The organism is Halarcobacter anaerophilus (assembly GCF_006459125.1).
In the GTDB taxonomy this organism is placed as follows: Bacteria; Campylobacterota; Campylobacteria; order Campylobacterales; family Arcobacteraceae; genus Halarcobacter; species Halarcobacter anaerophilus.
The window spans coordinates 1,896,446-1,919,192 of sequence record NZ_CP041070.1 but is presented as its reverse complement, the minus strand read 5'-3'; the positions used below and the strand labels follow the sequence as shown (position 1 = coordinate 1,919,192).

29 protein-coding genes are annotated in these 22,747 nt (G+C 29.2%); 15 read left to right on the top strand and 14 right to left on the bottom strand.

The features are described from left to right. Positions 1-17: 17 nt before the first annotated feature. The gene (gene radA, locus AANAER_RS09525) at positions 18-1,367 is read right to left on the bottom strand and encodes a DNA repair protein RadA (protein WP_129081027.1); all 1,350 of its coding nucleotides are present in this window, start codon (positions 1,365-1,367) and stop codon (positions 18-20) included. A gap of 132 nt (positions 1,368-1,499) precedes the next feature. Between radA and AANAER_RS09520 the strand changes: the two genes are divergently transcribed. After that, positions 1,500-1,871 carry a MazG nucleotide pyrophosphohydrolase domain-containing protein gene (locus AANAER_RS09520; protein WP_129081026.1) on the top strand — a complete coding sequence of 124 codons (372 nt, stop codon included), beginning with the start codon at positions 1,500-1,502 and terminating at the stop codon, positions 1,869-1,871. Positions 1,872-1,923: 52 nt separating this feature from the next. Here the strand turns inward: AANAER_RS09520 and AANAER_RS09515 are convergent, their stop codons facing one another. Further along, on the bottom strand, positions 1,924-2,142 hold the full coding sequence (locus AANAER_RS09515) for a cold-shock protein (RefSeq protein ID WP_129081025.1): 219 nt from the start codon (positions 2,140-2,142) through the stop codon (positions 1,924-1,926). Positions 2,143-2,409: 267 nt separating this feature from the next. Here AANAER_RS09515 and AANAER_RS09510 point away from each other — a divergent pair, with 267 nt between their 5' ends. The 5 genes from AANAER_RS09510 (at position 2,410) to AANAER_RS09490 (ending at position 5,510) form a co-directional block, all read left to right on the top strand. Beyond that, positions 2,410-3,072, top strand: a complete 663-nt coding sequence (locus AANAER_RS09510; protein ID WP_129081024.1) for a tRNA-uridine aminocarboxypropyltransferase — start codon at positions 2,410-2,412, stop codon at positions 3,070-3,072. Further along, complete coding sequence (locus AANAER_RS09505; protein ID WP_129081023.1) at positions 3,065-3,532, top strand: ribonuclease HI; 468 nt, start codon at positions 3,065-3,067, stop codon at positions 3,530-3,532. The genes AANAER_RS09510 and AANAER_RS09505 overlap by 8 nt, the downstream gene beginning before the upstream one ends. 25 nt (positions 3,533-3,557) lie before the next feature. Beyond that, positions 3,558-4,193 carry a LysE family translocator gene (locus AANAER_RS09500; RefSeq protein ID WP_129081022.1) on the top strand — a complete coding sequence of 212 codons (636 nt, stop codon included), beginning with the start codon at positions 3,558-3,560 and terminating at the stop codon, positions 4,191-4,193. 17 nt (positions 4,194-4,210) lie between these two features. Then, entirely contained in the window at positions 4,211-4,771 is a 561-nt protein-coding gene (locus tag AANAER_RS09495) for a YqiA/YcfP family alpha/beta fold hydrolase (protein ID WP_129081021.1), read from the top strand. A gap of 100 nt (positions 4,772-4,871) precedes the next feature. Continuing rightward, positions 4,872-5,510: an alanyl-tRNA editing protein gene (locus AANAER_RS09490; protein ID WP_129081020.1), complete on the top strand. Its 639-nt coding sequence runs from the start codon at positions 4,872-4,874 to the stop codon at positions 5,508-5,510. Positions 5,511-5,524: 14 nt separating this feature from the next. On the opposite strand, the gene AANAER_RS09485 is transcribed toward AANAER_RS09490, so the two are convergent. The 6 genes from AANAER_RS09485 to AANAER_RS09460 all read right to left on the bottom strand — a co-directional run bounded on the left by AANAER_RS09485 (position 5,525) and on the right by AANAER_RS09460 (position 10,820). Next, complete coding sequence (locus tag AANAER_RS09485) at positions 5,525-6,460, bottom strand: c-type cytochrome (protein ID WP_228711113.1); 936 nt, start codon at positions 6,458-6,460, stop codon at positions 5,525-5,527. Positions 6,461-6,542: 82 nt separating this feature from the next. Next, positions 6,543-7,670: a sensor histidine kinase gene (locus AANAER_RS09480; protein WP_129081019.1), complete on the bottom strand. Its 1,128-nt coding sequence runs from the start codon at positions 7,668-7,670 to the stop codon at positions 6,543-6,545. Next, the gene (locus AANAER_RS09475) at positions 7,651-8,319 is read right to left on the bottom strand and encodes a response regulator transcription factor (protein ID WP_129081018.1); all 669 of its coding nucleotides are present in this window, start codon (positions 8,317-8,319) and stop codon (positions 7,651-7,653) included. Before AANAER_RS09475 ends, AANAER_RS09480 begins: the two co-directional genes overlap by 20 nt. After that, on the bottom strand, positions 8,316-9,119 hold the full coding sequence (locus AANAER_RS09470) for a cache domain-containing protein (RefSeq protein WP_164969310.1): 804 nt from the start codon (positions 9,117-9,119) through the stop codon (positions 8,316-8,318). Before AANAER_RS09470 ends, AANAER_RS09475 begins: the two co-directional genes overlap by 4 nt. Before the next feature lie 165 nt (positions 9,120-9,284). Further along, the gene (gene ftsY, locus AANAER_RS09465) at positions 9,285-10,262 is read right to left on the bottom strand and encodes a signal recognition particle-docking protein FtsY (protein ID WP_044418266.1); all 978 of its coding nucleotides are present in this window, start codon (positions 10,260-10,262) and stop codon (positions 9,285-9,287) included. Positions 10,263-10,265: 3 nt separating this feature from the next. Further along, positions 10,266-10,820: a TlpA family protein disulfide reductase gene (locus AANAER_RS09460; RefSeq protein ID WP_129081016.1), complete on the bottom strand. Its 555-nt coding sequence runs from the start codon at positions 10,818-10,820 to the stop codon at positions 10,266-10,268. A 60-nt stretch (positions 10,821-10,880) separates the two neighbouring features. Between AANAER_RS09460 and AANAER_RS09455 the strand changes: the two genes are divergently transcribed. The 3 genes from AANAER_RS09455 (at position 10,881) to AANAER_RS09445 (ending at position 13,652) form a co-directional block, all read left to right on the top strand. Then, positions 10,881-11,420: a 5-formyltetrahydrofolate cyclo-ligase gene (locus AANAER_RS09455; RefSeq protein ID WP_044418271.1), complete on the top strand. Its 540-nt coding sequence runs from the start codon at positions 10,881-10,883 to the stop codon at positions 11,418-11,420. Between the two features lie 10 nt (positions 11,421-11,430). Then, on the top strand, positions 11,431-12,975 hold the full coding sequence (gene rny, locus AANAER_RS09450) for a ribonuclease Y (protein WP_129081015.1): 1,545 nt from the start codon (positions 11,431-11,433) through the stop codon (positions 12,973-12,975). A 263-nt stretch (positions 12,976-13,238) separates the two neighbouring features. Further along, a complete protein-coding gene (locus tag AANAER_RS09445; RefSeq protein WP_044418275.1) occupies positions 13,239-13,652 on the top strand; it encodes a TOBE domain-containing protein in 414 nt (137 codons plus the stop codon). A 20-nt stretch (positions 13,653-13,672) separates the two neighbouring features. Here AANAER_RS09445 and AANAER_RS09440 read toward each other — a convergent pair whose 3' ends face one another. Together AANAER_RS09440 and AANAER_RS09435 are read right to left on the bottom strand one after the other, a co-directional pair. Beyond that, complete coding sequence (locus AANAER_RS09440) at positions 13,673-14,176, bottom strand: DUF2062 domain-containing protein (RefSeq protein WP_044418277.1); 504 nt, start codon at positions 14,174-14,176, stop codon at positions 13,673-13,675. 64 nt (positions 14,177-14,240) lie between these two features. Continuing rightward, entirely contained in the window at positions 14,241-14,726 is a 486-nt protein-coding gene (locus AANAER_RS09435; protein ID WP_129081014.1) for a DUF4405 domain-containing protein, read from the bottom strand. Positions 14,727-14,876: 150 nt separating this feature from the next. On the opposite strand from AANAER_RS09435, the gene rsmD reads away from it, so the two are divergent. From rsmD to AANAER_RS09420, 3 genes are all read left to right on the top strand, one after another. Next, positions 14,877-15,467 carry a 16S rRNA (guanine(966)-N(2))-methyltransferase RsmD gene (rsmD, locus tag AANAER_RS09430; protein WP_044418280.1) on the top strand — a complete coding sequence of 197 codons (591 nt, stop codon included), beginning with the start codon at positions 14,877-14,879 and terminating at the stop codon, positions 15,465-15,467. A 4-nt stretch (positions 15,468-15,471) separates the two neighbouring features. Then, the gene (locus AANAER_RS09425; RefSeq protein WP_044418281.1) at positions 15,472-16,272 is read left to right on the top strand and encodes an ABC transporter permease; all 801 of its coding nucleotides are present in this window, start codon (positions 15,472-15,474) and stop codon (positions 16,270-16,272) included. Positions 16,273-16,371: 99 nt separating this feature from the next. Next, a complete protein-coding gene (locus AANAER_RS09420; protein WP_228711112.1) occupies positions 16,372-18,087 on the top strand; it encodes a Na+/H+ antiporter NhaC family protein in 1,716 nt (571 codons plus the stop codon). Between the two features lie 8 nt (positions 18,088-18,095). On the opposite strand, the gene AANAER_RS09415 is transcribed toward AANAER_RS09420, so the two are convergent. Together AANAER_RS09415 and AANAER_RS09410 are read right to left on the bottom strand one after the other, a co-directional pair. Further along, positions 18,096-18,917: an SDR family NAD(P)-dependent oxidoreductase gene (locus AANAER_RS09415; RefSeq protein ID WP_129081012.1), complete on the bottom strand. Its 822-nt coding sequence runs from the start codon at positions 18,915-18,917 to the stop codon at positions 18,096-18,098. A 275-nt stretch (positions 18,918-19,192) separates the two neighbouring features. Then, positions 19,193-19,363, bottom strand: a complete 171-nt coding sequence (locus AANAER_RS09410; RefSeq protein ID WP_228714774.1) for a hypothetical protein — start codon at positions 19,361-19,363, stop codon at positions 19,193-19,195. A 267-nt stretch (positions 19,364-19,630) separates the two neighbouring features. On the opposite strand from AANAER_RS09410, the gene AANAER_RS09405 reads away from it, so the two are divergent. Then, positions 19,631-20,248: a Wzz/FepE/Etk N-terminal domain-containing protein gene (locus AANAER_RS09405; protein WP_129081010.1), complete on the top strand. Its 618-nt coding sequence runs from the start codon at positions 19,631-19,633 to the stop codon at positions 20,246-20,248. A gap of 32 nt (positions 20,249-20,280) precedes the next feature. On the opposite strand, the gene AANAER_RS15205 is transcribed toward AANAER_RS09405, so the two are convergent. Beyond that, entirely contained in the window at positions 20,281-20,448 is a 168-nt protein-coding gene (locus AANAER_RS15205; protein WP_206732526.1) for a MarC family protein, read from the bottom strand. A 56-nt stretch (positions 20,449-20,504) separates the two neighbouring features. Further along, positions 20,505-21,086 (bottom strand): nitroreductase family protein, encoded by a 582-nt coding sequence (locus AANAER_RS09395; RefSeq protein WP_129081008.1) that lies wholly within the window; start codon positions 21,084-21,086, stop codon positions 20,505-20,507. Between the two features lie 61 nt (positions 21,087-21,147). Between AANAER_RS09395 and AANAER_RS09390 the strand changes: the two genes are divergently transcribed. Then, a complete protein-coding gene (locus tag AANAER_RS09390) occupies positions 21,148-21,849 on the top strand; it encodes an SIR2 family NAD-dependent protein deacylase (protein WP_129081007.1) in 702 nt (233 codons plus the stop codon). Then, complete coding sequence (locus tag AANAER_RS09385) at positions 21,846-22,628, top strand: TIGR02757 family protein (RefSeq protein WP_129081006.1); 783 nt, start codon at positions 21,846-21,848, stop codon at positions 22,626-22,628. The genes AANAER_RS09390 and AANAER_RS09385 overlap by 4 nt, the downstream gene beginning before the upstream one ends. Positions 22,629-22,747 lie beyond the last annotated feature (119 nt).

The following is a 22,747-nucleotide window of genomic DNA, read 5'->3' as shown; positions in this document are numbered from 1 at the left end:
ATTATATCCAAGTTTTATTAAAAAAGTTCTATCATTTTTGCTACTTCATCTACTGCAAAACTTTTTAAAGAGAGTTTTAAATTGGGTTTTTGTGCAACAACGGCTTTTTTTATACCTTGGGCTTGAGCCTCTTTTAATCTTAGGTCTATAGAGTATACATCTTTTATTTCGCCTGTTAAACTAACTTCTCCTATAAATATTGATTCTTTAGAGACGGGTCTATCCCTAAAAGAGCTGATAATTGCCGCAATTACTGCAAGATCGGCAGAGCTTTCTTTAATTTTTATTCCTCCGCTTATATTTATAAAAACATCATAATGATTTAAAGGTAAATCAATCTTTTTTTCAAGCAGTGCTAAAAGCATATTTAATCTGTTTGCGTCAAATCCTGTGGCACTTCTTTTAGGATTTGGATATGTACTTTCCGTTACTAAAGCCTGTACTTCAATAATAAGTGCGCGGCTTCCTTCCATAACGACACTTAAAGCCGAACCGCTTTGTGCTTTACTTTTATCAAAAAATTTTGAGGAGATATCTTTTGCTGAGATTAATCCTTCTCCTGTCATCTCAAAAATACCTATTTCCGAAGTAGAACCGAATCTGTTTTTAAATCCTCTAAGCATTCTTAACTCTCTGCTGGCTTCTCCTTCAAAATATAAAACCGTATCAACCATATGCTCTAAAACTCTAGGTCCTGCAATACTCCCGTCTTTTGTAATATGTCCTATTATAAACATTGCTATATCTGATTCTTTTGCTTTACGCATTAATTCAAAAGTTATCTCTCTTACTTGTGAAACACTTCCCGGAGCCGAGGTTAAAGCACTTGAATATATAGTTTGAATAGAGTCTATAATACATACTTCATAATCTTCTTTTAAAAGCTCTTCTAAAATCTCTTCAAGTTTTATTTCACTTAAAAGATAAAGGCTGTCGTGATTTGCTTCAAGACGGTTTGCTCTTAATTTTATTTGTCCTGAACTCTCTTCTCCTGAAACATATAAAACTTTTTTACCCGATTTTGCAATACTTCCTGCTACTTTTAATAAAAGTGTAGATTTACCGACTCCTGGACTTCCTCCTATTAGGGTTAAACTTCCGGGAACAATTCCTCCTCCTAAAACTAAATCAAACTCTTCATTAAAAGAGGAAAATCTTGTAACATCATCTTGTTCTATTTTTGTAATGGGAGTTGCTTTTGATGCCGAGTTTGCAACTTTTGCACTCTGTTTTAAAACCTCTTGTTGCTCTTGGTTTAATTCAATAAAAGAGTCCCAAGAGCCGCAACTAGGACATTTTCCAAGCCATTTCGTACTCTGTTCTCCACAATGTTGACACTCAAAAAGTGAAGTTTTTTTCTTTGCCATTTTTTTACCTTTTAAATTTCTAGTGAAATTATAATGAAAAAAATTTAAGAAGATAAAAAATATGACTAAATGCAATATTTTGTATAAAGTAGATAAAATAAAAAATTATAATAAAAAGAAGATTATTAAAAAATGGAAGACTTTTACAAATTATTGGAACTTGCAAAACAGAAATCAAAAATCGATGAAAACGGTACTTGGAAAGGCGGTTCAAATATCTATTTAAATGAGCTGAAAAGTGAAGTCGACGAAGTACTTGAAGAGTATGAAAAAAACAGGAATTGTTTTTTAGAAGATGAATTAGGTGATATTTTATGGGATTATTTAAATATTTTAATAGCTGTAAATAAAGAGAAAGATATAGATATAAAATCGGTATTTTCAAGGGCTTTAAAAAAATATACTCAAAGAGTAGAGGCTATAAAAAAGGGTCAAACTTGGGCTTTTATAAAAGAGAAGCAAAAAAAATCTTTATATGAAGAGTGGAGAAACTCTTTAAAATAAGAGAAAAATATTTAAGTAACAAGCAGCTTTTAGACTGCTTGTTTAGATGAAATTACAGTACAGTAACGTTTTCTGCTTGTGGACCTTTTTCACCTTGAGCAATCTCAAAAGATACTTTTTGACCTTCATCTAAAGATACTCTACCGTATCCACTGTGATTAACTTGTCTATAGTGTACGAATACATCTTTACCACCGTTTTCTTGTTCGATAAAACCGAAACCTTTTTCGCTATTGAACCATTTTACTGTTCCATTTACTAATGTTGCCATTATTTTCCTTGATTAATTAATTGTGCCAAATTTCTAAGGCTTTGTAAAAATATAATATGAGATTTTTCTTTTAGTATGTACCGTGAACTAGAAGTCATCTATGTAAAGCAGACTAAAGATGTAACTCGAATCATCTTTTTGTAGGTGTACTATAGCCTAATTTTTAATAAAAAGCAAGATAATGCTTTGAAATATTGTAATTTATATTAAAAATCTGCTTTTTTAAGGCATAAAGCAATAAAATTCTCTTAAAATTTAAAAAAGTTGATGATATTGGATAATTTTGAATTGATTAGTAGAGAAGTTTGTTATAAATGTTATAGACCAAAAAGCAGTTGCATGTGCAGTTTTATTGATAAAATTGATACAAATACGAAATTTGTGATATTAATGCATCCAAAAGAGTATAGAAAAACAAAAAACGGAACAGGGCATTTAACAAATCTTTCTTTGAAAAACTCAGAGATTTATGTGGGCATTGATTTTTCAAAGCATAAAGAGATAAATAAAATAATAGAGAATCCAAAACTTAATTCATATCTTCTTTATCCTTCAAAAGAGAGTATAAATCTAGACAGCCAAAAATTAAGTCTAAACAATAAAAAAAACGTAATATTTATTGTTGATTCAACTTGGTCTTGTTCTAAAAAGATGATAAGATTGAGTGAAAATTTAAAAAAATTACCTAAACTCAGTTTTGACTATAAAAATGAGTCGGCTTTTAAAATAAAAACACAACCGAATCTTTATTGTCTCTCAACTATAGAGTCTGTTTTTTGTATATTAAAGTTATTAGATAAACAAAAAATCGAATCTATAAAAGAGAAAAATTTCAATAATTTTTTAAAGCCTTTTTCCAAAATGGTTGAGTATCAATTACAGTGTGCAAAAAGATCTGAAATAAGAAATAAAGCTATTGTCAATGAGTGAAGAAGTTATAAAACTTTTTTGTGATGGAAGTGTTGATCCTAAAACAAAAACAGGCTTCGGTGCATATTTTATTTTTGATGAGAAACTGAAAAGACAAAATATAAAAATAAAAAGATTTGAGAATACGAGTTCTACAAAGCTGGAATTAGAGGTTTTACTTTGGGCTTTGGAAGATAACTTTTTAGAAAAGGGTAAAATAATAGTTTATACGGACTGCCAAAATATTTTAACTCTTCTTGATAGAAAAAAAAGCTTGGAAAAAAATAACTATTTTACTAAAAGCGGTAAAAAAATTAGAAATTATAAACTTTATAAAGATTTTTATAGACAAAATGAGAAATTATCTCTTCTTTTCAAAAAAGTTAAAGGACATAAAAAAACAGAACTGAAAAATGAAGTAGATAAGCTTTTTAATTTAGTAGATAAGGCTTCAAGAAGAGCATTAAGGGATTTTTTGTAGTATAATTGCCTTTAAGGAGTAAATTATGGAATTCTTTTCTTATGATCTATTCATTGCAGTTTCTATATATATTTTAGGAATCTCAAGTCCCGGTCCAAGTAATCTTGCTATTGCACATACTTCAATTCATGCAGGCAGAAAAGCCGGAGTTTTTTTTGCTCTTGGTATAACTTTCGGATCTTTTTTTTGGGGAGTTCTTGCTGCTTCAGGATTAAAACCGATACTTACTGAATATGGAAATTTTTTATATTTTCTTAAAATATTAGGTGGATTGTATTTTCTTTATTTGGCTTATATCTCTTTCTCTTTGGTTCTTAAAAAAGAAGATAAGAGAGTGAAAACCGTTCAAAATAACGACTCCTTTTTTAAATATTTTATTTCAGGTGTTATGATGCATTTATTGAATCCCAAAGCAATTGCCGTTTGGGTAGCTATTATTGCAGTTGCTTTACCTATAAACAGCAATTCAGTTTCTGTATATCTGCCTGTTTTAGTCTGTCTGCCTTTAGGGATAATAGTCTTTATAGGTTACGCTTTTATGTTTTCAACAAAAAAAGTTGTTAAAAAATATTTCGATTTAAAGAGATATATTGATAGTTTAGTAGGTGCTACTTTTGCGATTGTAGGGTTAAAACTTTTATTTGATAATGATAACAAATAGATCGGAGAGAAAATTAAATGATTATATATATACATGGATTTGGAAGTAACGGACATAGTGGGAAAGCTACACTTTTTAGAGAATATTTTGAAGATGAAGTAGTAACTCCGTCTTTATCTTATGTACCGAATTTAGCAATTGATACTTTAGAACAGATAATAGAAATATTTTTGCAAAGAGATGAAAAAGTCGGTTTAGTAGGTTCCTCTTTAGGGGGATATTATGCAATATATTTAGCAAATAAATATGATTTAAAAGCTGTTTTAATAAATCCTGCAATTTATCCGTATAAAACATTAAATAAAATCGGAATGCAGATGAACTATTATGACGGTAGCTCTTTTGAAGTAATAGAAGAGCACATGAATGAGTTAAAAGCATTTGAAATAGAAAAATTAAAAAATCAAGAGAATTTTATGGTTTTATTAAAAACCGATGATGAAATTCTGGATTATAATGAAGCAGTTGAAAAACTTCCTCAAAGTGAATTAATAATTGAAGAGGGTGGAAATCACTCTTTTGAAGATATAGAGAGTTATTTTAGAAAAATATCTGTTTTTTTAGAGTCTAAAGAGTAAGTCAAAACTTACTTTTAATGATCTTAAATATTTACTGACATATCTTTTTTTGATAATATAAACTTAAAAAAACAAAAAATTATTTAACATAGGACTTAATATGAGTGAAAAACTGTTTTGGATAGACCCTTATAAAACAGAATTAGATTCAAAAGTATCAGTTATACAAGACAATATAGTAGAATTGTCACAAACAATATTTTATGCACAATCCGGTGGACAAGAGAGTGATAAGGGAACTATAAACAATATTCCTGTTATTAAAGCTGAAAAAAGAGATGATTCCATAATCTATACTCTTGCTTGTAAACCGAATTTTAAAGTAGGTGACGAGGTTCATACAATTATAGACTGGAAAAGAAGATATCGACTTATGAAGCTTCATTTTGCCGCAGAAGTGGTTTTGGAACTATTTTATAAAAAATATAAATACATACAAAAAATCGGAGCACATATTTCCGAAGATAAAAGCCGTATTGATTTTGAATGGGAAGAAAACATTTCACCATTATTAACGGAGATTCAAAATAAAGCACAAGAGCTGATAGATAAAGATTTGCCTATACAAAGTGATTTCTCAGATAAAAGTAAAGGAAGAAGATTTTGGAAAATAGAGGGGTTCTCGCAAGTTCCTTGTGGAGGTACGCATTTAAAAAGAACTTCTGAAATAGGAAAAATAAGTTTAAAACGTAAAAATATCGGTAAAGGTAAAGAGAGAGTTGAAATTAAAGTTAAATAGTAAGCTAATGCTTACTATTTACCGTTTTTGATTGTGTTAAAATCAAGACCTAAAGCTTTGAAATTACTTTGTACTGTATGTTTTTCTTCTAAAACAATTGAGTTATAATAACCCATCTCTTCTTTTGGTAATAATCCTTTTTTAAGATCAAAAGGTGCTCTTTCTTGTGCATTCATGTAGATAACTACATCTGCTGCATCTTGATCAGAAAGGCTTCCACCTTGAGCTAGAGGCATATTAGATTGTACCCAAGCTGCTGCTTTGTCTAATTTACTCATACCGGCACCTGTATTGTAGCTTAGCCAGTTACCGTTTGCATCTTTACCCCATAACGGAGGGAATGCTCCTGGAATACCTGCACCGTTCATACCGTGACATGAAGCACATTTTTTAGTATATACATCTTTACCTGCCAAATAATTTTTATGAGTTGCTTTTTTTTGAATCGCATTAAATTTTTTTACATTTTTCGGATAAAGTTTAGTATTATGCTCACTCCAAGGTCCTATAGCATTCATATTCATAGGAACACCTGTTGATAACCAAGTAATGTATGCTGCTATTGCCATACTAGCTTTAGTATCGATAATAGGTCTTTTACCGTTCATACTTCTCATAAAACAGTTATTTGATCTATCTTGTAGTGATTGAACTGTTTTTTCTCTTTTTGACCATGCAGGGAATGTTGCAGCTGTACCAATCCAGCTTGATATACCTTCTCCTGTTCCAACTTTACCGTCGGCACCTTTTAAGTGACAGCTTTTACATTGTAATTTGTTTCCTACCAAATCTTTTGTTAACGGATGTGTATCTGTATTGTTTACAATATCTTCACCTGTTTTAACTAATTTTCCAAGTTCTCCCGCCGGATACTCTTTTGGTGCAGATGTCGGCATTTGAGCTGCACATGCAAATGTTGCCAATAGTAGCATTGAAAGTAGAGTTCTCATTCTATCTCCTTATGTTTTTTTGTATTATACCGAGTAAATATAAATTAAAAGTTGGTTTTTAAATATATAATTTAAGATAAATTTAAGAGAATAGATAAATAAACGTTGAGCCTTCTTTTAATTTTGATTTAACATCTATTTTAATATTGTTTTTTTCGCATATGTTTTTTACTATATTTAATCCGATTCCAAATCCACCTTTAATGCTCTCTTCACGGTGGTATCTATTAAATATTTTAGTTGTATCTTTTATACCTTTCCCAAAATCTTCTACACTGAAAATTATCTGTTCGTTATTACTGTTTAGTCTTATTATAACTTCTGAAGATTCATCTGAATATTTTATTGCATTTGATATTGTATTGTCTATTATTCTTTGTAATTCAACTCTATTTATCTCTAAAAAGATATTATCTTTAATTTCTCTTTTTAATTTCATCTTCTTAGAAGCAGCTAAACTTTCAAACATATCAACTCTTTGTTTTAGAAAAATAGTAAAATCGACAATCTCTTTTGTATATGAAACTCTTTTTTGTTTCATCATATATTCTATGTCTTCGTAGGTAAGTAGAAGTGTTTTTACCGCATTTAAAGATCGTTTTATCTCTTTTGCTTTTTTATCTTTTTCTTCTAAAAGTTCAAGGTTTAACTGTAAAATCCCCAAAGGAGTCTTTATCTCATGCATAGCATCATTAAAAAATCTGTCTAAATAACTGTTGGCTTTTTTATAAGGAGTTATTGTCTGTTTTAATATTATATAAGCACTTATAAAAACAAATATACCCATACTAATAGTAAGAAGGGAAATTTTCAAATAAATCTTTTTGAAATTCAGTTCTTTAATTAGAAGAAGTGTTTTTGCTTTTAAACGATTCTCGTTTAAACTGTATTTTTTTAAAATCGCATTATTTCCGTTTAAAATTTTATTTGCGGTTGAGTAGATGATTTTATCGTTTTTATCATATACGTAGGCATTAAAACTAAATGATTTGGGAAAATAAAAAATATCGCTTTTTGAGTTGTTAAAGTCATAAATTGCTCTTTGAATATTTAAACCTTGTTGTTCTAATTGGCTTGCTTGGTTATATTTATAACTTTGAATCTCACTTTGCATATAAAAATATGCAGGAATGCAAATTAGAATAATTATTAAAAAAGAGTAAACAAAAGATAGTTTAAAAAGATGTTTTTTATTGATTAAGTCTTGCAATTTTATATCCTAAACCGCGTTTTGTCTCTATAAAATCTTTTGAAGTTTTATTTCTTATGTTTTTAATAAATACTCTAATATCGGCTTCATTCATATATTTTTCATTCCAAACTTCACATCGCAGCTGCTCTATACTTACATAGCAGTTTTTATTTGTTATAAGTAAAAAGACTATTTCCAACTCTTTTTTTGTAAGATTTACAAGCTCTTCTTTTTTGTATAACTGCATGGTTGAAATATCATATGAAAATTCGTCGTTTATTTTAATTCTATTTTCGTTTAGAGTAAAATAAAAAGATTTGATTAGCTGTTCTACTCTATATTTAAGCTCTTTGGGAGAGAAGGGTTTTTTTATATAATCATTACAACCTAATTCATATCCCATACTAAGATTATTTATATCCGTAAGGGAAGTGATAAATATAACGGGAATATTATTTTTGTTTTCCCTTAAATTTTTTACGATTTCATATCCGCTTAATCCGGGTACTCTGATATCAAGTATAAGCAGATGATAGTTTTTTTCATATATTGCATCATAAGCTTCACTTCCGTTTTCAAAATCATCAACACTGTAATTTAAAGCTTCCAAATACTCTTTTATACTATTTTTATAGTCATAATCGTCTTCTAATAAAAGTATATTCATTCTATTATAATCCCGCTGTTTTCTTCTGTTCTTCTTTTTTCATAAGAGTATTTTATCAAGATATTGTCTTTATTTGCCAAAGAGATAATTATATACCCCAGTTTTTCCCTATCCAAAGAGTAGATTGAAAAATAACTAAATGCTTTGTGTTGGCTTGTAAAGTATCCGTAATCTTTTAACTCTTTTAGGTTGAAATATTCCAAAGAGTCTATATTCTGATTTTGATTATTTACCAAAGTGAAACCTTTAAAGCTAGGATTTGTTTTTAGAGTATCTGCTATATTAAGGAATTTGTTTTTTAATAAAATAAAAGTATCAAATCCTTTTTGTTTTAACTCTTTTTCCAAATAATCAAAACCTATTATAACTTCTAGGGAACCTATAAATTGATTGTTTTGAATAAGAGGAGAAATAGCTTTTATATTTAGACGTTTGCCTAACTCTATTGAAACTAAAGGTTTCATTTGCTTTTTTACTTTAACCAAACCTTTTCTAAAAGTTTCTAAAGGAATATCTTTTTTACTAAAATCCCAGCTTCTTATATAAGTGCTTAGATTTTTATTGTGTATTTGGACATCCATTTCACTATTTTGTAATTTTTTGAGAAGATCTATTTTTTTATTTACAATTTTAAAACTCTCTTGCCTCTCTTTTTTTATAAAACTCTCTTGTATCTCTTTGTCTTGGGATAAAAGAAGAGAGAGTGATAAGGCATAACGTTTTTGTTCTTCAAAAAGGTATCTTGCCGTAGCAAGACCGTTTTCTAATTGGGATAATAAGTTGTTACTTCTATCTATCAAACTCAATTTATAATAAATAAATGACAGAAGAATAGCAGTAACAATCAATATACTAAAAATATATCGATTAATAATATAGTTAAATATTTTCAAAATATATGCATATCCTTTTTTTATATATTAAATTTAACATAAATAATATAAAAAGTGCATATTCTATTTATATTATTTCTCTTCTATATAAATTTCATCAAGTAGACTATCTACAAATTCATCAGGACTGAATTCTATTAAGTCATCGGCACTTTCACCGACTCCCACGTAAAAAATAGGAAGTTCGAGTTGATTTGAGATAGAAAATAGTGCTCCGCCTTTTGCCGTACCGTCTAGCTTTGTAACTATAATTCCGTCAACTCCTACCATTTCATTAAAGGCTTTTGCTTGTGCAATTGCAGAGTTTCCTTGCGTTCCGTCAAGTATCATAAGTTTTTGATGTGGAGCATTTTCCATAGCTTTAGAGCAGACTTTTACGATTTTTTTCAATTCATTACTTAAATTTGTTTGAGTTTGAAGACGTCCTGCCGTATCGATAATTACATTATCTATATTTTTAGCAAGAGCAGAAGAAATTGTATCATATGCAACTGCACTTGCATCATGACCTTGTTTTGTTTTTATAATCGGCACATCTAATCTTTGCGCCCAAGTAGAAAGCTGTTCAATAGCAGCTGCTCTAAAAGTATCACCTGCTCCAAGAATTACACTTTTACCTTCATTTTTGCATTTTTTGGCAAGTTTGGCGATAGTTGTTGTTTTACCTGCACCGTTTACGCCGATAATTAATCTTACAAAAGGTTTTGGAAGGTTTGTTAAATCTACATCAGGAGCATGTTCAAAAAGCATTACTAGTCTATGTCTTAACTGTTTTCTTGTAATCATATCAGGAAGACCGTCCATTGCCTTTTCTATAATTTCATACTCCATATCGGCTTCAATTAGAAGCTCTTCTATTTCATCAAAGGCTATTTTCTCTTTTTTTTGGGGAACTACGGCTTTGATATTTTCAAAAGTTTTAGATAATGCTTTTGTAAAAAAACCTTTTGTTTCCTCTTCTTGTGTCTGCTGTATCTCTTTATTTTCAGATTCTTCTTCTAAAGGTGTTTCTTCTTTTTCTTTATCATTTTTTTTAAAAAAACTAAACATATTTTATTTTCCTAATGCTCTTTTTATATCTGTTTCCATCATCTCTTCGGGAACTATACCTACGTATTTTTGGACTAATTTTCCTTTTGTATCATAAAGAAACATTGTAGGAATAACTTTAATATTACCTATCATATCCGAAATTTTGAAGTTTGTTTCTTCATTTGAAACATTATAACTTATTGAATGTTCATGTATAAATTCATCTATTTTCTCTTTAGGTGTTTGTCCGCCCGTTTGTTCTCCCATATTAAGAGCAATTACTTCAAAGCTCTCTTTATACTTTTTTTGAAGATTATTCAAGTGTGGAATTTCTGCTCTGCAAGGAGGACACCATGTAGCAAAAAAGTTTAATAAAACAACTTTTCCTTTAAACTCTTTAAAGTCAATTCCATTATCGATTTTTTCTAAAGTAATAGTAGGTGTTATTTGTGATGAGATAATAAATTTAGTCTGTTTTTTTTCTATTGTCTCTTTATTCTCATCATTTTTCGAGTCACATCCAGTAATAAGTAAGATAACTGAAATTATGAAAAATGCTATTTTTTTAAACTGCATTTTAATTCCTTGCTGGTAAAATAATTTAAGGTAAGAATTTTACCCAAGTAAGGCTTAAATATGGAGGAAAGAAATCACAAAGGTGATTTTAGAAAATCGTGTATAAATAGATTAGAATTTACAAGCCGTTTTTTAAAGTTTAGCAAAGAGAAAAAAACAGTAGAAAAAATTAAAAGAATTATTGACAAATATAATGCGAAAAATATTTTGTTGTATATTCCTATGGATATGGAAGTCGATGTACTTCCTTTGATAAATTATTTAAGAAAGGAACAAAAAAACGTCTACGTTCCTTTTATGGTTGAGGACAGTTTTAAATTAGTAAAGTATAGATTACCTTTAGAAACCAAAAGATTTGGGATAAAAGAGCCTAGAAACTCTTTTAGCATACATAAAAAAATAGACTTAGCTGTAGTTCCTGTGGTGGGAATTGATAAAGTATGCAAAAGAATCGGTTTTGGCAAGGGAATGTATGATAGGTTTTTTTATAGGTTAAATTATAAGCCTGTTATTGTTTTTACTCAATTAACGCTTTGCAAAACGAACAAAATTCTAACAGATAAGTACGATATTCAAGCTGATTATATAATAACAAGTTAAGGTTTTGAATATGGAATTAGTAATAGTCGGGCTAGTTGTTGCACTTCTTAGTGTAATAATAACCGTGTTTGTTTTAAAGAAAATCTATAAAGAAAAATTTGAGATTTATATTGAACAAGCAAAAGCAAAAGCAAAAGTTATAGAACATGAAGCGGAAGTACTTTTAAAGGATGCTCAAATCAGGGCAAAAAGGGATTATGACAGAGAATTTAAAAGTGCAAAAAGGGATTATGATGAGATGCTCTCTCAAATAGAGAAAAAAGAGAAAGAGTTAAATCATCATTTGGAATCGGAATTAAAATCTATTAAAGAAGAAAAAGCGCAGATTGTTGAAAAAAATGAGAAAATCACAACAATCAAAGACGGCTTAAAAAGACAGCAAAAAACTTATGAAGAAAAAATTTCACAAGCAATAAAAATTTTGGAAAATGCTTCAGGACTTACCGAAGATGAAGCAAAAGAGTTAATGCTTGAAAAAGTAAAAGAGGACAGTAGAGCTCAAATCGCATCAATTTTCAGAAAAAAATATAAATTAGCAGAACAAAAGTGCAAAGATGAAATCAATAATATGCTTGCACAGGCAGTTACAAGATACGCAGGTGAGTTTGCAGCTGAAAGACTTATAAATAATTTACCTTTAAATGATGAAGAGACAAAAGGGAAAATTATCGGTAAAGAGGGAAGAAATATCAAAGCATTGGAGATGTTACTGGGAGTTGATATTATTATTGACGATACTCCAAATACAATTACAATTTCATCTTTTAATCTTTACAGACGTGCAATAGCAACAAGAACTATACAGGAACTTTTGGAAGACGGAAGAATCCAACCTGCAAGAATTGAAGAGATATATAATAAAGTTAAAACAGAATTTGACAATAATATCTTAAAAGAGGGTGAAGATGTAGTCATGGAACTTGGAATCAAGTCAATGCATCCTGAACTTATAAAATTAGTAGGTAGATTAAGATATAGAGCTTCATACGGACAAAATGCTTTAGCTCATACTTTGGAAGTAGCAAATTTGGCAGGGCTTTTGGCTGCTCAAATGGGCGGAGATGCAATTTTAGCCAGACGAGCGGGATTACTTCATGATATAGGTAAAGCTTTAACTCATGAAATGCCTGGATCTCATGTTGATTTAGGTGCAGAGATCTGTAGAAGATATGATGAACCTGATACTGTTATAAATGCAATTTATGCCCATCACGGACATGAAGAACCTATAAACGTCGAATCTGCTGCCGTATGTGCTGCTGATGCTTTAAGTGCGGCAAGACCGGGAGCTAGAAGAGAAGTTTTAGAGAGTTTCCTAAAAAGGGTTGAAGAGGTTGAAAATATTTCTACTTCTAAAACAGGAGTTTTAAATGCTTATGCAATAAATGCGGGAAGAGAAGTCCGAGTTATAGTAAAAGCAGAGTTAGTTAACGATGATGAAGCAATTTTACTGGCTACTGAGATAGCTAAAGAGATTGAAGAAAAAGTTCAATATCCAGGTGAAATCAAAGTAAATGTAATAAGAGAGCTTAGAGCTCAATCTTATGCTCGTTAGGAAAGCTATATCTTTATAGCTTTCTCGTCTTTTTTAAATAATCTTCTAAAAATCTGTATATAAAATATATCATTTATTAAAATAATTTAAAATTGGTTATTATTTCAACACTTTAGGAAATCTTTTTCTTTAAAAGTGCGTTATATAGGGATTCTTTATAGCTTTATGTAGATAATGAAAATTCTTATTTTACAGTTATTTTTTATAAGTAATTAAGTTTTTAAGGATTATAATTAATTACAATATTTAAAAAAGGAGTAGGGATGAAAACAAGTGCAAGAAATGAATTAGCGGGGAAAATTGTTGAGGTAAAATCAGGGCAAGTTATGTCTGAGATTAAAGTTGAAGTTGCAGCAGGAGTTGTTATATCGGCTTTAATTACAAAAGAAGCTACTGATTCTTTAGATTTAACAGTAGGTTCAGATATATGTACCTTAATAAAATCATCATCTGTGATTCTTTCAAAAGAGGTTCTACAAGCTACAGCTAGAAACGTTATAAAAGGTGAAATTAAAGAGCTTATTAAAGGGCAAGTAAATACTGAAATTAAATTATCTGTAGGTGATAATACAATTTGTGCGATTGTTACAAATGATGCGGTTGATGATTTAGGTTTTAAAGAGGGTGAAATTGCATATGCAATCTTTAAAGCTTCAAGCGTTATTTTAGTATTCTAATTATATAAGTGAGGTAATTCTCACTTATATCTCTTATTTGTTTTTCTATCTTTTCTAACAGTTCTTATCCATAAAAAATTAACAAGCATTCTTAAAAAAACAGCCGAACTTAATCCAAGTATTATTGAACCAAGATACAATGAAAGTGCAATTTGATCGAAGTTTTCATACATTGAGTCAAAATTAAACTCCACCGGATTTGGCGGATTTAATATAAAATTTCCGATTTCATACTCTATATAAAACATAAAAGGCATTGTAAGAGGATTGCTTATAAAAATAAGTGCAAAACTAATAGGCAGGTTTACATTAAAAATTATTGCCAATAAAGAGGCTAAAACCATTTGAAAAGGCATAGGAAGTGCTGCAACGAAAATACCTATAAATACTCCGCCTAAAACTTTTTTTCTGCTTAGACTCCAAATCTCTCTTTTATGTAAAAAGTCCCCAAAGATTTTTAAGAGTTTCTGCTCTTTTATTTTTTCATGCGTCGGTAAAATCTTTTTTAATTTTTTTCTCGGCAAAAAGACCCCTTTGTTAAAATTGTAGAATTTTATCAAACAAAGGGTGATTTTTTAATTACAAAATTTATTTAGAAGTTATAATTGCAATAACTTTAAAGGGACTTATGCTATTTGCTTTTGCAATTGCCATAATAGTCTCTTCTTTTGCTACTTTATAGTTTCTATTTTCCAATTTTTTTAATGCACTGTCATAATCTATATTTAAAACTTGAAGTGAAGTGTTTATAGGGGCATTGATTACACTTTTTAAAACTAAACCTTTAGGGTTTTGCCCTTGATTAAAAGTTTGTGAAATAAATAGAGCACTTATAGCTAAAACAATAACTGAAGTACTAATAAAAGTCTTTTTCTTAAAGTAGTTTTTCATTGCTTTCCAGTTTACAAAAACATGTAAAACGGCAGCTGCAACAAAAGCTAATCCCAATATCTCATGCAACTCTTTTACTTGAGAGTCAAATATTTTAAAATAGAGCATAACACCGCTTAGTCCTACTATAAAAAATACAACGGTCGTACTTGATGTTGCTATATCTCTTAACTTAAATTTCATTTTTTCTCCTTACTTTATCTAATGAAATTATAAGCGATAAATTTTACAAAAGTTAAACTTTATATTAATACAATATTAACAAAATCAATTCCAAATTAAATCCTCAACAATTTTTTACTATAATACGCCAAAATTTAATGGTGAAAATGAATGAAACACAACGGACCTACTACAAAAATCATTGCGGGTAAATATAAAGGCAAACTTTTGGAATTGCCTTCTTTGGAAGTAACAAGAAGCTCAAAAGCTAGATTAAAAGAGTCTTTGTTTAATGTCCTCCAATTTGATATTATAGATAAAATTTTTATTGAGAGTTTTGCAGGAAGCGGAAGCATAGGACTTGAAGCAGTAAGCAGAGAAGCAAAAAGAGCATATTTTGTTGAATTAGACAAAAACTCTTATAGAATATTAACTAAAAATTGTAATGCAATCGAACCTCAAAAATGTCAAACTTTTATGGGAGATACTTTTATTCAAACTCCAAGTATATTAAATAGTTTGAAAAACTCAAATGATGAATTGATTTTATACGTAGATCCTCCTTTTGATTATAGAGAAGGGATGGATGAAGTTTATAAAAAAAGTTTTGATATGATTGAAAATATTGAAAATGAAAATATCTTTATGATTATATTTGAACATGTTTCGACTCTTGAAATGCCTGAACGTTTAGGTAAATTTATTTTGAATAAAACAAAAAAATTCGGTAAGAGTTCTTTGTCTTACTATACTTATAAGTAAAAACATGGCAAAAACGGCATTTCTTATTTTAATTTCATTAATTCTTATAATCTTCATAATGCCTTTTTTCTATACTGTTTCTCCTTTTGAACTAAATCCCCAAAAAATTTTGCAGGCACCTTCTTTTGAACATATTCTGGGTACGGATAGATTAGGAAGAGATATTTTAGCAAGAATTTTAGCAGGAGGTCAGACCTCTTTATTAATCGGTTTTATAAGTGCCGCAATAGCCTCTTTGGTAGGACTTTTTATCGGTATTAATGCAGGGTTTTTTAAAGGGAAAATAGATAAAACAATTACTATTTTGATTGATCTGTTTTTAACCTTTCCTACTTTCTTTCTTCTTTTGGCTTTAGTTTCATATATACAAGCTTCCTCTTTTGTTCTTATCGTAGTTATATCAATTACCGGATGGATGGGAATGGCAAGACTTATTAGAAGTGAAAGTTTTGCTATAGGAAATAAAGCTTACATAAAAATTTTGAAATTGGCAAAAGTTTCAAAACTAAAGATAATATTCAAATATTTTGCTCCTCTTTTGGCTCCGATATTTTTAATTTCTTTTACTTTTGGAGTAGGAGGCGCAATTTTAGCAGAATCAGGACTCTCTTTTTTAGGATTAGGAATAAATCCGCCCCAAATGTCTTGGGGAACACTTTTAAGTGACGGAAAGGCTGTTATAGATATAGCTTGGTGGGTGAGTTTTTTCCCCGGTCTTATGATCTTTATCGTCACTTTTTGTTTAATGCAGATATCTGACTTTTTACAAAGTAAAACAAATGAAAAAGAGATCCAGCAAACTTGATACTTATGAAATTTATCTAAAATAAATATATAATTAATTTGATACTTTTAACTGCTTATATGTTATAATTTTCTCTAACTTTTTTTAAGGAAGATATTTTTGAAAAATATATTTATTGCTATATTATTTTTAAGTTTAGTCCCTTTTTCGGGCTTTGCTTCTAATGTAAGTGATAATTCTACACTTTTTGGAGCTTTCACTCTTTTACCTCCTTTGGTTGCGATTGTTTTGGCTTTTATTACAAGAAATGTAGTATTCTCACTGTTTGTCGGAATATTTGTCGGTACATTTATAGTAAATGTAACTAGCTCGAATATTTTTGTTTCATTTTTTGCAGCTTTTGTGGATATGTCATCAAAAATGGTCGGCTCTTTAGCCGATTCTTGGAATGCGGGAATTGTTATGCAAGTCTTAACTATTGGTGGTATGATTGCCGTAATTACTAAAATGGGAGGACCAAGAGCAATTGCGGAAAAACTTGCAAGCAGGGCAAAAACACCTGCAAGTGCGCAAATCTATACTTGGATTATGGGATTTTTTATATTTTTTGATGATTATGCAAACTCTTTGGTTATTGGTCCTATTATGAAACCCGTAACGGATAGACTTAAAATAGCAAGAGAAAAACTGGCTTTTGTAATTGATGCAACGGCTGCTCCTATTGCGGGACTTGCTTTAATTTCTACTTGGGTGGGATATGAATTATCTTTAATAAAAGATGCTTATGTAACAATCGGTCAGCCTGATATAAACGCTTTTGCAATTTTTGTTGAGACTTTGCCTTATAGGTTTTATAATATTTTAATGTTAGGTTTCGTTCTTTTTTCGGCACTTACTTTAAGAGAGTTTGGACCGATGTATAAAGCTGCAAAAAGAGCCCATCATAAAGGACATTTAACAGATCCAAAAAACGAGAGTTCTTTAATGAATCAGGAAAACTCTTTTATGCTGCCAAAAGAGGGTGTATCTTACTCTATTTTTAATGCAATTATTCCGATTTTTGTTTTAATTATTGTTGCTATTGTAGGGTTTTATATGAACGGAGTTTCTGCTTTAGAAGGTGAAGTTTTAAAAGCTGTTGAAGCAGATCCTTTCTCTTTTTATGCAATAAGAGAGTCTTTCGGTTCTGCTGATGCCTCAGTGGTAATTTTTCAAGCAGCGTTATTTGCTTCTCTTGTGGCTATTGCAATGGGATTACAACAAAAAATATTTTCACTTCATGAAGCTATAGAGACTTGGGTTCACGGTGTAAAAGCTTTAGTTATAACTGCTGTGATATTGATTTTAGCTTGGTCTTTATCTGCTGTTATGAAAGAGCTTGGTACGGCAAGTTATTTGGTAACTATTCTTTCTGATTCTACTCCTCAGTTCATACTTCCTACTATAATATTTGTTTTAGGTTCTATTATCTCATTTTCGACAGGAACATCATACGGAACAATGGGAATTTTAATGCCTTTAACAATTCCTTTGGCAAATGCGGTTGGAATTCAAACAGGACTTGAAGGTGCGGATTTGCATGATTATATTGTTTTAAATGTCGGTGCGGTATTAACAGGAGCAATCTTCGGTGATCACTGTTCTCCGATTTCAGATACTTCTATTTTATCCTCAATGGCATCATCTTGCCATCATATGGATCATATCTCAACCCAGTTATATTATGCGCTTTTTGTAGGAATTGTAGCTATTGTCTGTGGTTTTTTACCTGCAGCCTTTGGAGTTTCAACTTATATTTTATTGCCTTTGGGATTTTTGGTAATCTTTTTAGTTTTAAGATTTTACGGAAAACCGTATATAAAAGAGGCTTATTAAACCCTCTTTTATATTCTATTTAGAATTTTATCCAGTAAAGAAGTTGATAAAACTCTTTTTGCAAAACCTAAGATATATGTTGCTTTTGTAACATAATATCTAGGTTTTGGTTTTTGCGTATTTATTATTTTTAAAACAACATTTGCAACAGAACTTGGCGGCAGATTAAAAGGCGTATCGTCTTTATCGTTTTCAAGTCTTTGTTTTAGTTCATTTTTATAAGTTTTGGAAAAAGCACTATTTTCAATATCGACATTTTTTCTAAAATTATTCAGAGCATTTTCTCTAAATTTACTTGTAACGGGTCCTGTATTTATAGTGCTAACACTAATATTCGTATTTGACAGTTCTTGTCTTAGAGTATCGGCAAGTCCTTCAATCGCATATTTAGAAGCATTGTATGCTCCTCTAAATTTTAAACTTATTATTCCTAAAACCGAAGAGTGCTGTATTATTTTCCCATACCCTTGTTTTCTCATGAAAGGCAGAACTTGTCTTGTCATTTCATGCATTCCAAAGAAGTTTGTTTCAAATTCCTCTTTTAGAATATCTACACTTATATCTTCTACGGCTCCAGGTTGTCCAAAGCCGGCGTTGTTGAAAACGGCATCGATTTTGTTGTCGTTTTTGATAATCTGCTCTAAAGCTGTTGTTATATGTTGAGGTTTTGTAACATCTAGTAAAAAAGTTTCAAATCCCAGCTCTTCTAACATCTCTACATCTTTTTGTTTTCTTGCACTTGCATAAACTTTTATACCGTTGTTTTTCAAAATTTTTGCAGTTTCAAGTCCGATTCCTGATGAACATCCTGTAATAAGTATGTTTTTCATTAATTATTAAATCCTTTTATTTATAATATTAATTATTTTATCTTCTACTCTAGTTTCCTACATTAAGTGGATTTTAAATTTACTTGATAAATGAAAATAACTCCATGTTGTAGTTGAAAGTTGATATATCCTTAGATGGATTTTTACAAGAGATATAATCCTTCAATTTAGAAGCACTGTGATGTTGTTAAAAGAATCATGGTGTTATTTACCTTTATAAGACCTTAAAATATTTTATTTATAATTTTGTTTTTAATCTATATTAAATTTATTTTTTATGACTTAAAAAATTCATTAATTTCACAATTGAATATTTTTGACATTTTATATAAATGTTCTAAATTAAAATGTTTCTTATTATAATAAACTTCTGCAACAGAAACTGTTCCAATACCTGTATGCCCAAGTGCAATACCTAAATCCATTTGAGTAAAATTATGCAGCATTCTTAATCTTTTAACGTTTTTACCAATTAATTTATAGAAGTTCGCAATTTCTTCTTCACTAAAATCAATATAAATATTTTTCATTTAATATACCATAGTCGTTAATTTGAATTTTAACTTTAACTAGATATACTTCTTTTAACAACAGACTATAGTCTATAAAAAGGTGATTATGAAAAAGAAACAAAAATATTATTTATGTGCTTCATTTTTTTCATTCGTAATATTTGTATTTTCCTTTGTTTATTTAATTAAGGTAATTGCTGAATGAATGAGAATGATCAAAGAACATATATTTACGAAGATGAAATAGATTTAAAAGAGTTGATATTAATAATTTGGGATAAAAAGAACTTTATAATGGTTTTTACTTTAGTTGTTACACTTTGTAGTATAATATATACCTATTTAAAAAATCCAAAACCCATCTACAAAGGTGAATTATTAGTAGAAATAGGTGAAATTCAAAGTGAAAATTTTGGAATGGTTTCTTTAGATAATCCATATGATCTTTCAGTTATTCTTGAAAAACAGAATAATATTGAAGTCTCTTTGCCTAAAAAAACTAATAAGTTATTGGTTTTAATCAGTATTTCAACAAATAAAGATGAAATTAAAAATAGTTTACAAAAAGCTTTTTTTTCAATCATACAAAGACATGAAGAAAAAGTTAAATATTATAAAAGTTTTATTATGACAAAAAAAATATCTGATGTTAAAATTGGAAATAATCCGATAAATAAACCAAAGAAAAAATTAATAGTAGTTGTAGCTTTTGTAATAGGATTTATAATATCAATTTTTCTAGTTTTTTTAATTGTTTTTATCAAAAACTTGAAAAAAGATTATGTTCTACATAGAGTTTCGAATAAGAAAAAAATATAAAATAGATATAAATATTTTCTAAATTAGAAAAACTATTTTATCAACATTGTATAAATGTCACTTGCACCTTCAATAAGCCTTTGTACACCAATTACTCTAAGTATAAGTCCCATAAGTCTTGTAACAATATTGAGTCCATTTTTTCCAAGTATTCCCAAAATCTTTGAGCCGAAAATAAAACATAAAAAGGTTAATGGCAAAAAAACCCAAAAAAAATTGTGATTATTCCAGTTATAAAATCTGTCATTAATCTACTTTAGTTATACTTTTTTATTAAAATATCTTTTAAAACTCTTTTTGGAACACAATGAGTATCGTTTTCATCTCTATAATAGTTTGTATCTTTTTTCAAATCTACAAGTTTTACCGTTTCATTTTCAATTCCTACTGCAATTCCTAAAATAGGTTCTAAGTTTTTTGAAAGTGAGAAAAGATTTTTGCAAAGTTCTTTATCTATTGAACCTAAAGGGCAAGAGGCAAAACCTTTTAGCTTTAAACCAAGCATAATAGTATTTAAAGCAATACCGCAATCTAACATTGAGTAACCGTCTATTGAACTATCGTTTAAAACTATTATATAAGCGCTTGGCTGTTCATCTTTACTTTGAGTCCAGTTTTCAAGATGGCTTGCCCATTTTGAACTGCTGCTTAATTTTTCTACTAACTTTTTTTTTGTAACTATTATATATTTTAAAGGTTGTTTGTTCATAGCGCTTGAAACAACTCTTGCCGTGTCAATAATCTCTTCTAGATCTTTATTAAATATAGATATGTTTTTTTTAAATCTTCTTGTTGTTCTTGTATTTTTTACTAAATCTTTAAACTCTTTAAAATCCATTATTAAATCCTTTTTAAATAATTGATATAATACCAAAACAAATAATAATTTTGGATTTTAAATGGATAAAAAAGTAGTCATTTTAAGTGGAGCAGGACTTAGTGCAAGCAGCGGTATCTCAACTTTTAGAGATAAAGGCGGGCTTTGGGAAAATCATGATATAAATGAAATCTGTATGGCAGGATGTTTAAACTGGAATTATGAAGCTACAGTTAATTTTTATAATCAAAGAAGAGAAGATATAAAAAATAAAAAACCTAATAATGCCCATAAAATGATTGCAAGGTTAAAAAACAAATATCCCCGAAAAATTGAAGTTATCACTCAAAATATAGATGATCTGCTGGAAAAAGCCAAATGCCAAGATATAATTCATCTTCACGGCTTTTTGCAAGAACTTAGATGTATGAGTTGCGATGATATCGTAAATATAAAGTATGAGATGCAAAATAGTTCAAACTCAACTTGCAAAAAATGCGGTGCAAAAATGAGACCGAATATCGTATTTTTCGGTGAAGCAGCACCTATGTATGAAAAACTTTATAAAATCTTGGAAGATTGCGGACTTTTGGTAGTTATAGGAACTAGCGGAAATGTTATAGATGTAAGTTCTTTAGCAAATTTTGCGCAAAAAGCGATACTAAATAATCTTGAACCAAGCAGTGCTATAGTAGAAGAGTGTTTTGATAAAATATATTATGAAGATGCAAACACTGCATATAAAAAAATAGAAAAAGATATAGAGGAATATATAAACAATTGACAAAAAATGATAAAAAAATCAAAGAACTTTTGGATAAAGAGATTCTTTGTAGAAACTGCGCAGATGAATTAAGTTATGAAAAACCTGATCCACTTTTGGTTGCAAGCAGATTTAAAGATGAGTATATAATTTTGCTTTGTGCTTTGTTTGCTTACGGAAAAGCAAGTCTGATTGTAAAATTTTTGGATAGTTTGGATTTTTCTTTATTGGATGAAAATGAAGAAAAAATAGAAAAAGAGCTGGATAAATTTTATTATAGATTTCAAAATGCTCAAGATGTAAAAACGATCTTTAAAACTTTTAGAAAGATGAAACAGGAAAATTCTTTGGAAGAGCTTTTTTTTAAAGCTTATAAAAAAGAGAACAATGTTTTAGAAGGCTTAGATTTTTTAATAGAAACAATTTACAAATACTCAAATAACTACACCTCCCAAGGTTTTACTTTTTTGGTTTCAAATAGATTGAAAAGAGATGCCAAAGGAGAAATAAAAGAGATAGGAAATGCTCCATATAAAAGATGGCATATGTTTTTTAGATGGATGGTAAGAGACGATAATCTTGATTTAGGACTTTGGAAAGGCATAGATAAAAAAGATTTGATTTTACCTCTTGATACACACACTTTTAAAGTATCCCAAAAACTAGGACTTTTGACACGAAAAACCTATGATTTGAAATCGGCACTTCTAATAACACAAAAGCTAAAAGAGTTTGATATAAATGATCCCATAAAATATGATTTTGCTCTTTATAGAATAGGGCAGGAGAAAATATTATAATAGATGCTTTTTGACTGAATATTATTTATAATGTAATAATGTGAATAAGCTGTGTTTTAATAATATAACTCTAGATATAATTATATATTAAAATTTATTTAGATAAAATAATCATAAAA

What these genes read in the sequence shown, in the direction of transcription:
- radA (WP_129081027.1), bottom strand. Translation starts at nt 1,367, where the DNA reads ATGGCAAAGAAAAAAACTTCACTTTTTGAGTGTCAACATTGTGGAGAA.
- AANAER_RS09520 (WP_129081026.1), top strand. Translation starts at nt 1,500, where the DNA reads ATGGAAGACTTTTACAAATTATTGGAACTTGCAAAACAGAAATCAAAA.
- AANAER_RS09515 (WP_129081025.1), bottom strand. Translation starts at nt 2,142, where the DNA reads ATGGCAACATTAGTAAATGGAACAGTAAAATGGTTCAATAGCGAAAAA.
- AANAER_RS09510 (WP_129081024.1), top strand. Translation starts at nt 2,410, where the DNA reads ATGATATTGGATAATTTTGAATTGATTAGTAGAGAAGTTTGTTATAAA.
- AANAER_RS09505 (WP_129081023.1), top strand. Translation starts at nt 3,065, where the DNA reads ATGAGTGAAGAAGTTATAAAACTTTTTTGTGATGGAAGTGTTGATCCT.
- AANAER_RS09500 (WP_129081022.1), top strand. Translation starts at nt 3,558, where the DNA reads ATGGAATTCTTTTCTTATGATCTATTCATTGCAGTTTCTATATATATT.
- AANAER_RS09495 (WP_129081021.1), top strand. Translation starts at nt 4,211, where the DNA reads ATGATTATATATATACATGGATTTGGAAGTAACGGACATAGTGGGAAA.
- AANAER_RS09490 (WP_129081020.1), top strand. Translation starts at nt 4,872, where the DNA reads ATGAGTGAAAAACTGTTTTGGATAGACCCTTATAAAACAGAATTAGAT.
- AANAER_RS09485 (WP_228711113.1), bottom strand. Translation starts at nt 6,460, where the DNA reads ATGAGAACTCTACTTTCAATGCTACTATTGGCAACATTTGCATGTGCA.
- AANAER_RS09475 (WP_129081018.1), bottom strand. Translation starts at nt 8,319, where the DNA reads ATGAATATACTTTTATTAGAAGACGATTATGACTATAAAAATAGTATA.
- ftsY (WP_044418266.1), bottom strand. Translation starts at nt 10,262, where the DNA reads ATGTTTAGTTTTTTTAAAAAAAATGATAAAGAAAAAGAAGAAACACCT.
- AANAER_RS09460 (WP_129081016.1), bottom strand. Translation starts at nt 10,820, where the DNA reads ATGCAGTTTAAAAAAATAGCATTTTTCATAATTTCAGTTATCTTACTT.
- AANAER_RS09455 (WP_044418271.1), top strand. Translation starts at nt 10,881, where the DNA reads ATGGAGGAAAGAAATCACAAAGGTGATTTTAGAAAATCGTGTATAAAT.
- rny (WP_129081015.1), top strand. Translation starts at nt 11,431, where the DNA reads ATGGAATTAGTAATAGTCGGGCTAGTTGTTGCACTTCTTAGTGTAATA.
- AANAER_RS09445 (WP_044418275.1), top strand. Translation starts at nt 13,239, where the DNA reads ATGAAAACAAGTGCAAGAAATGAATTAGCGGGGAAAATTGTTGAGGTA.
- AANAER_RS09435 (WP_129081014.1), bottom strand. Translation starts at nt 14,726, where the DNA reads ATGAAATTTAAGTTAAGAGATATAGCAACATCAAGTACGACCGTTGTA.
- rsmD (WP_044418280.1), top strand. Translation starts at nt 14,877, where the DNA reads ATGAAACACAACGGACCTACTACAAAAATCATTGCGGGTAAATATAAA.
- AANAER_RS09425 (WP_044418281.1), top strand. Translation starts at nt 15,472, where the DNA reads ATGGCAAAAACGGCATTTCTTATTTTAATTTCATTAATTCTTATAATC.
- AANAER_RS09415 (WP_129081012.1), bottom strand. Translation starts at nt 18,917, where the DNA reads ATGAAAAACATACTTATTACAGGATGTTCATCAGGAATCGGACTTGAA.
- AANAER_RS09410 (WP_228714774.1), bottom strand. Translation starts at nt 19,363, where the DNA reads ATGCTGCATAATTTTACTCAAATGGATTTAGGTATTGCACTTGGGCAT.
- AANAER_RS09405 (WP_129081010.1), top strand. Translation starts at nt 19,631, where the DNA reads ATGAATGAGAATGATCAAAGAACATATATTTACGAAGATGAAATAGAT.
- AANAER_RS09395 (WP_129081008.1), bottom strand. Translation starts at nt 21,086, where the DNA reads ATGGATTTTAAAGAGTTTAAAGATTTAGTAAAAAATACAAGAACAACA.
- AANAER_RS09390 (WP_129081007.1), top strand. Translation starts at nt 21,148, where the DNA reads ATGGATAAAAAAGTAGTCATTTTAAGTGGAGCAGGACTTAGTGCAAGC.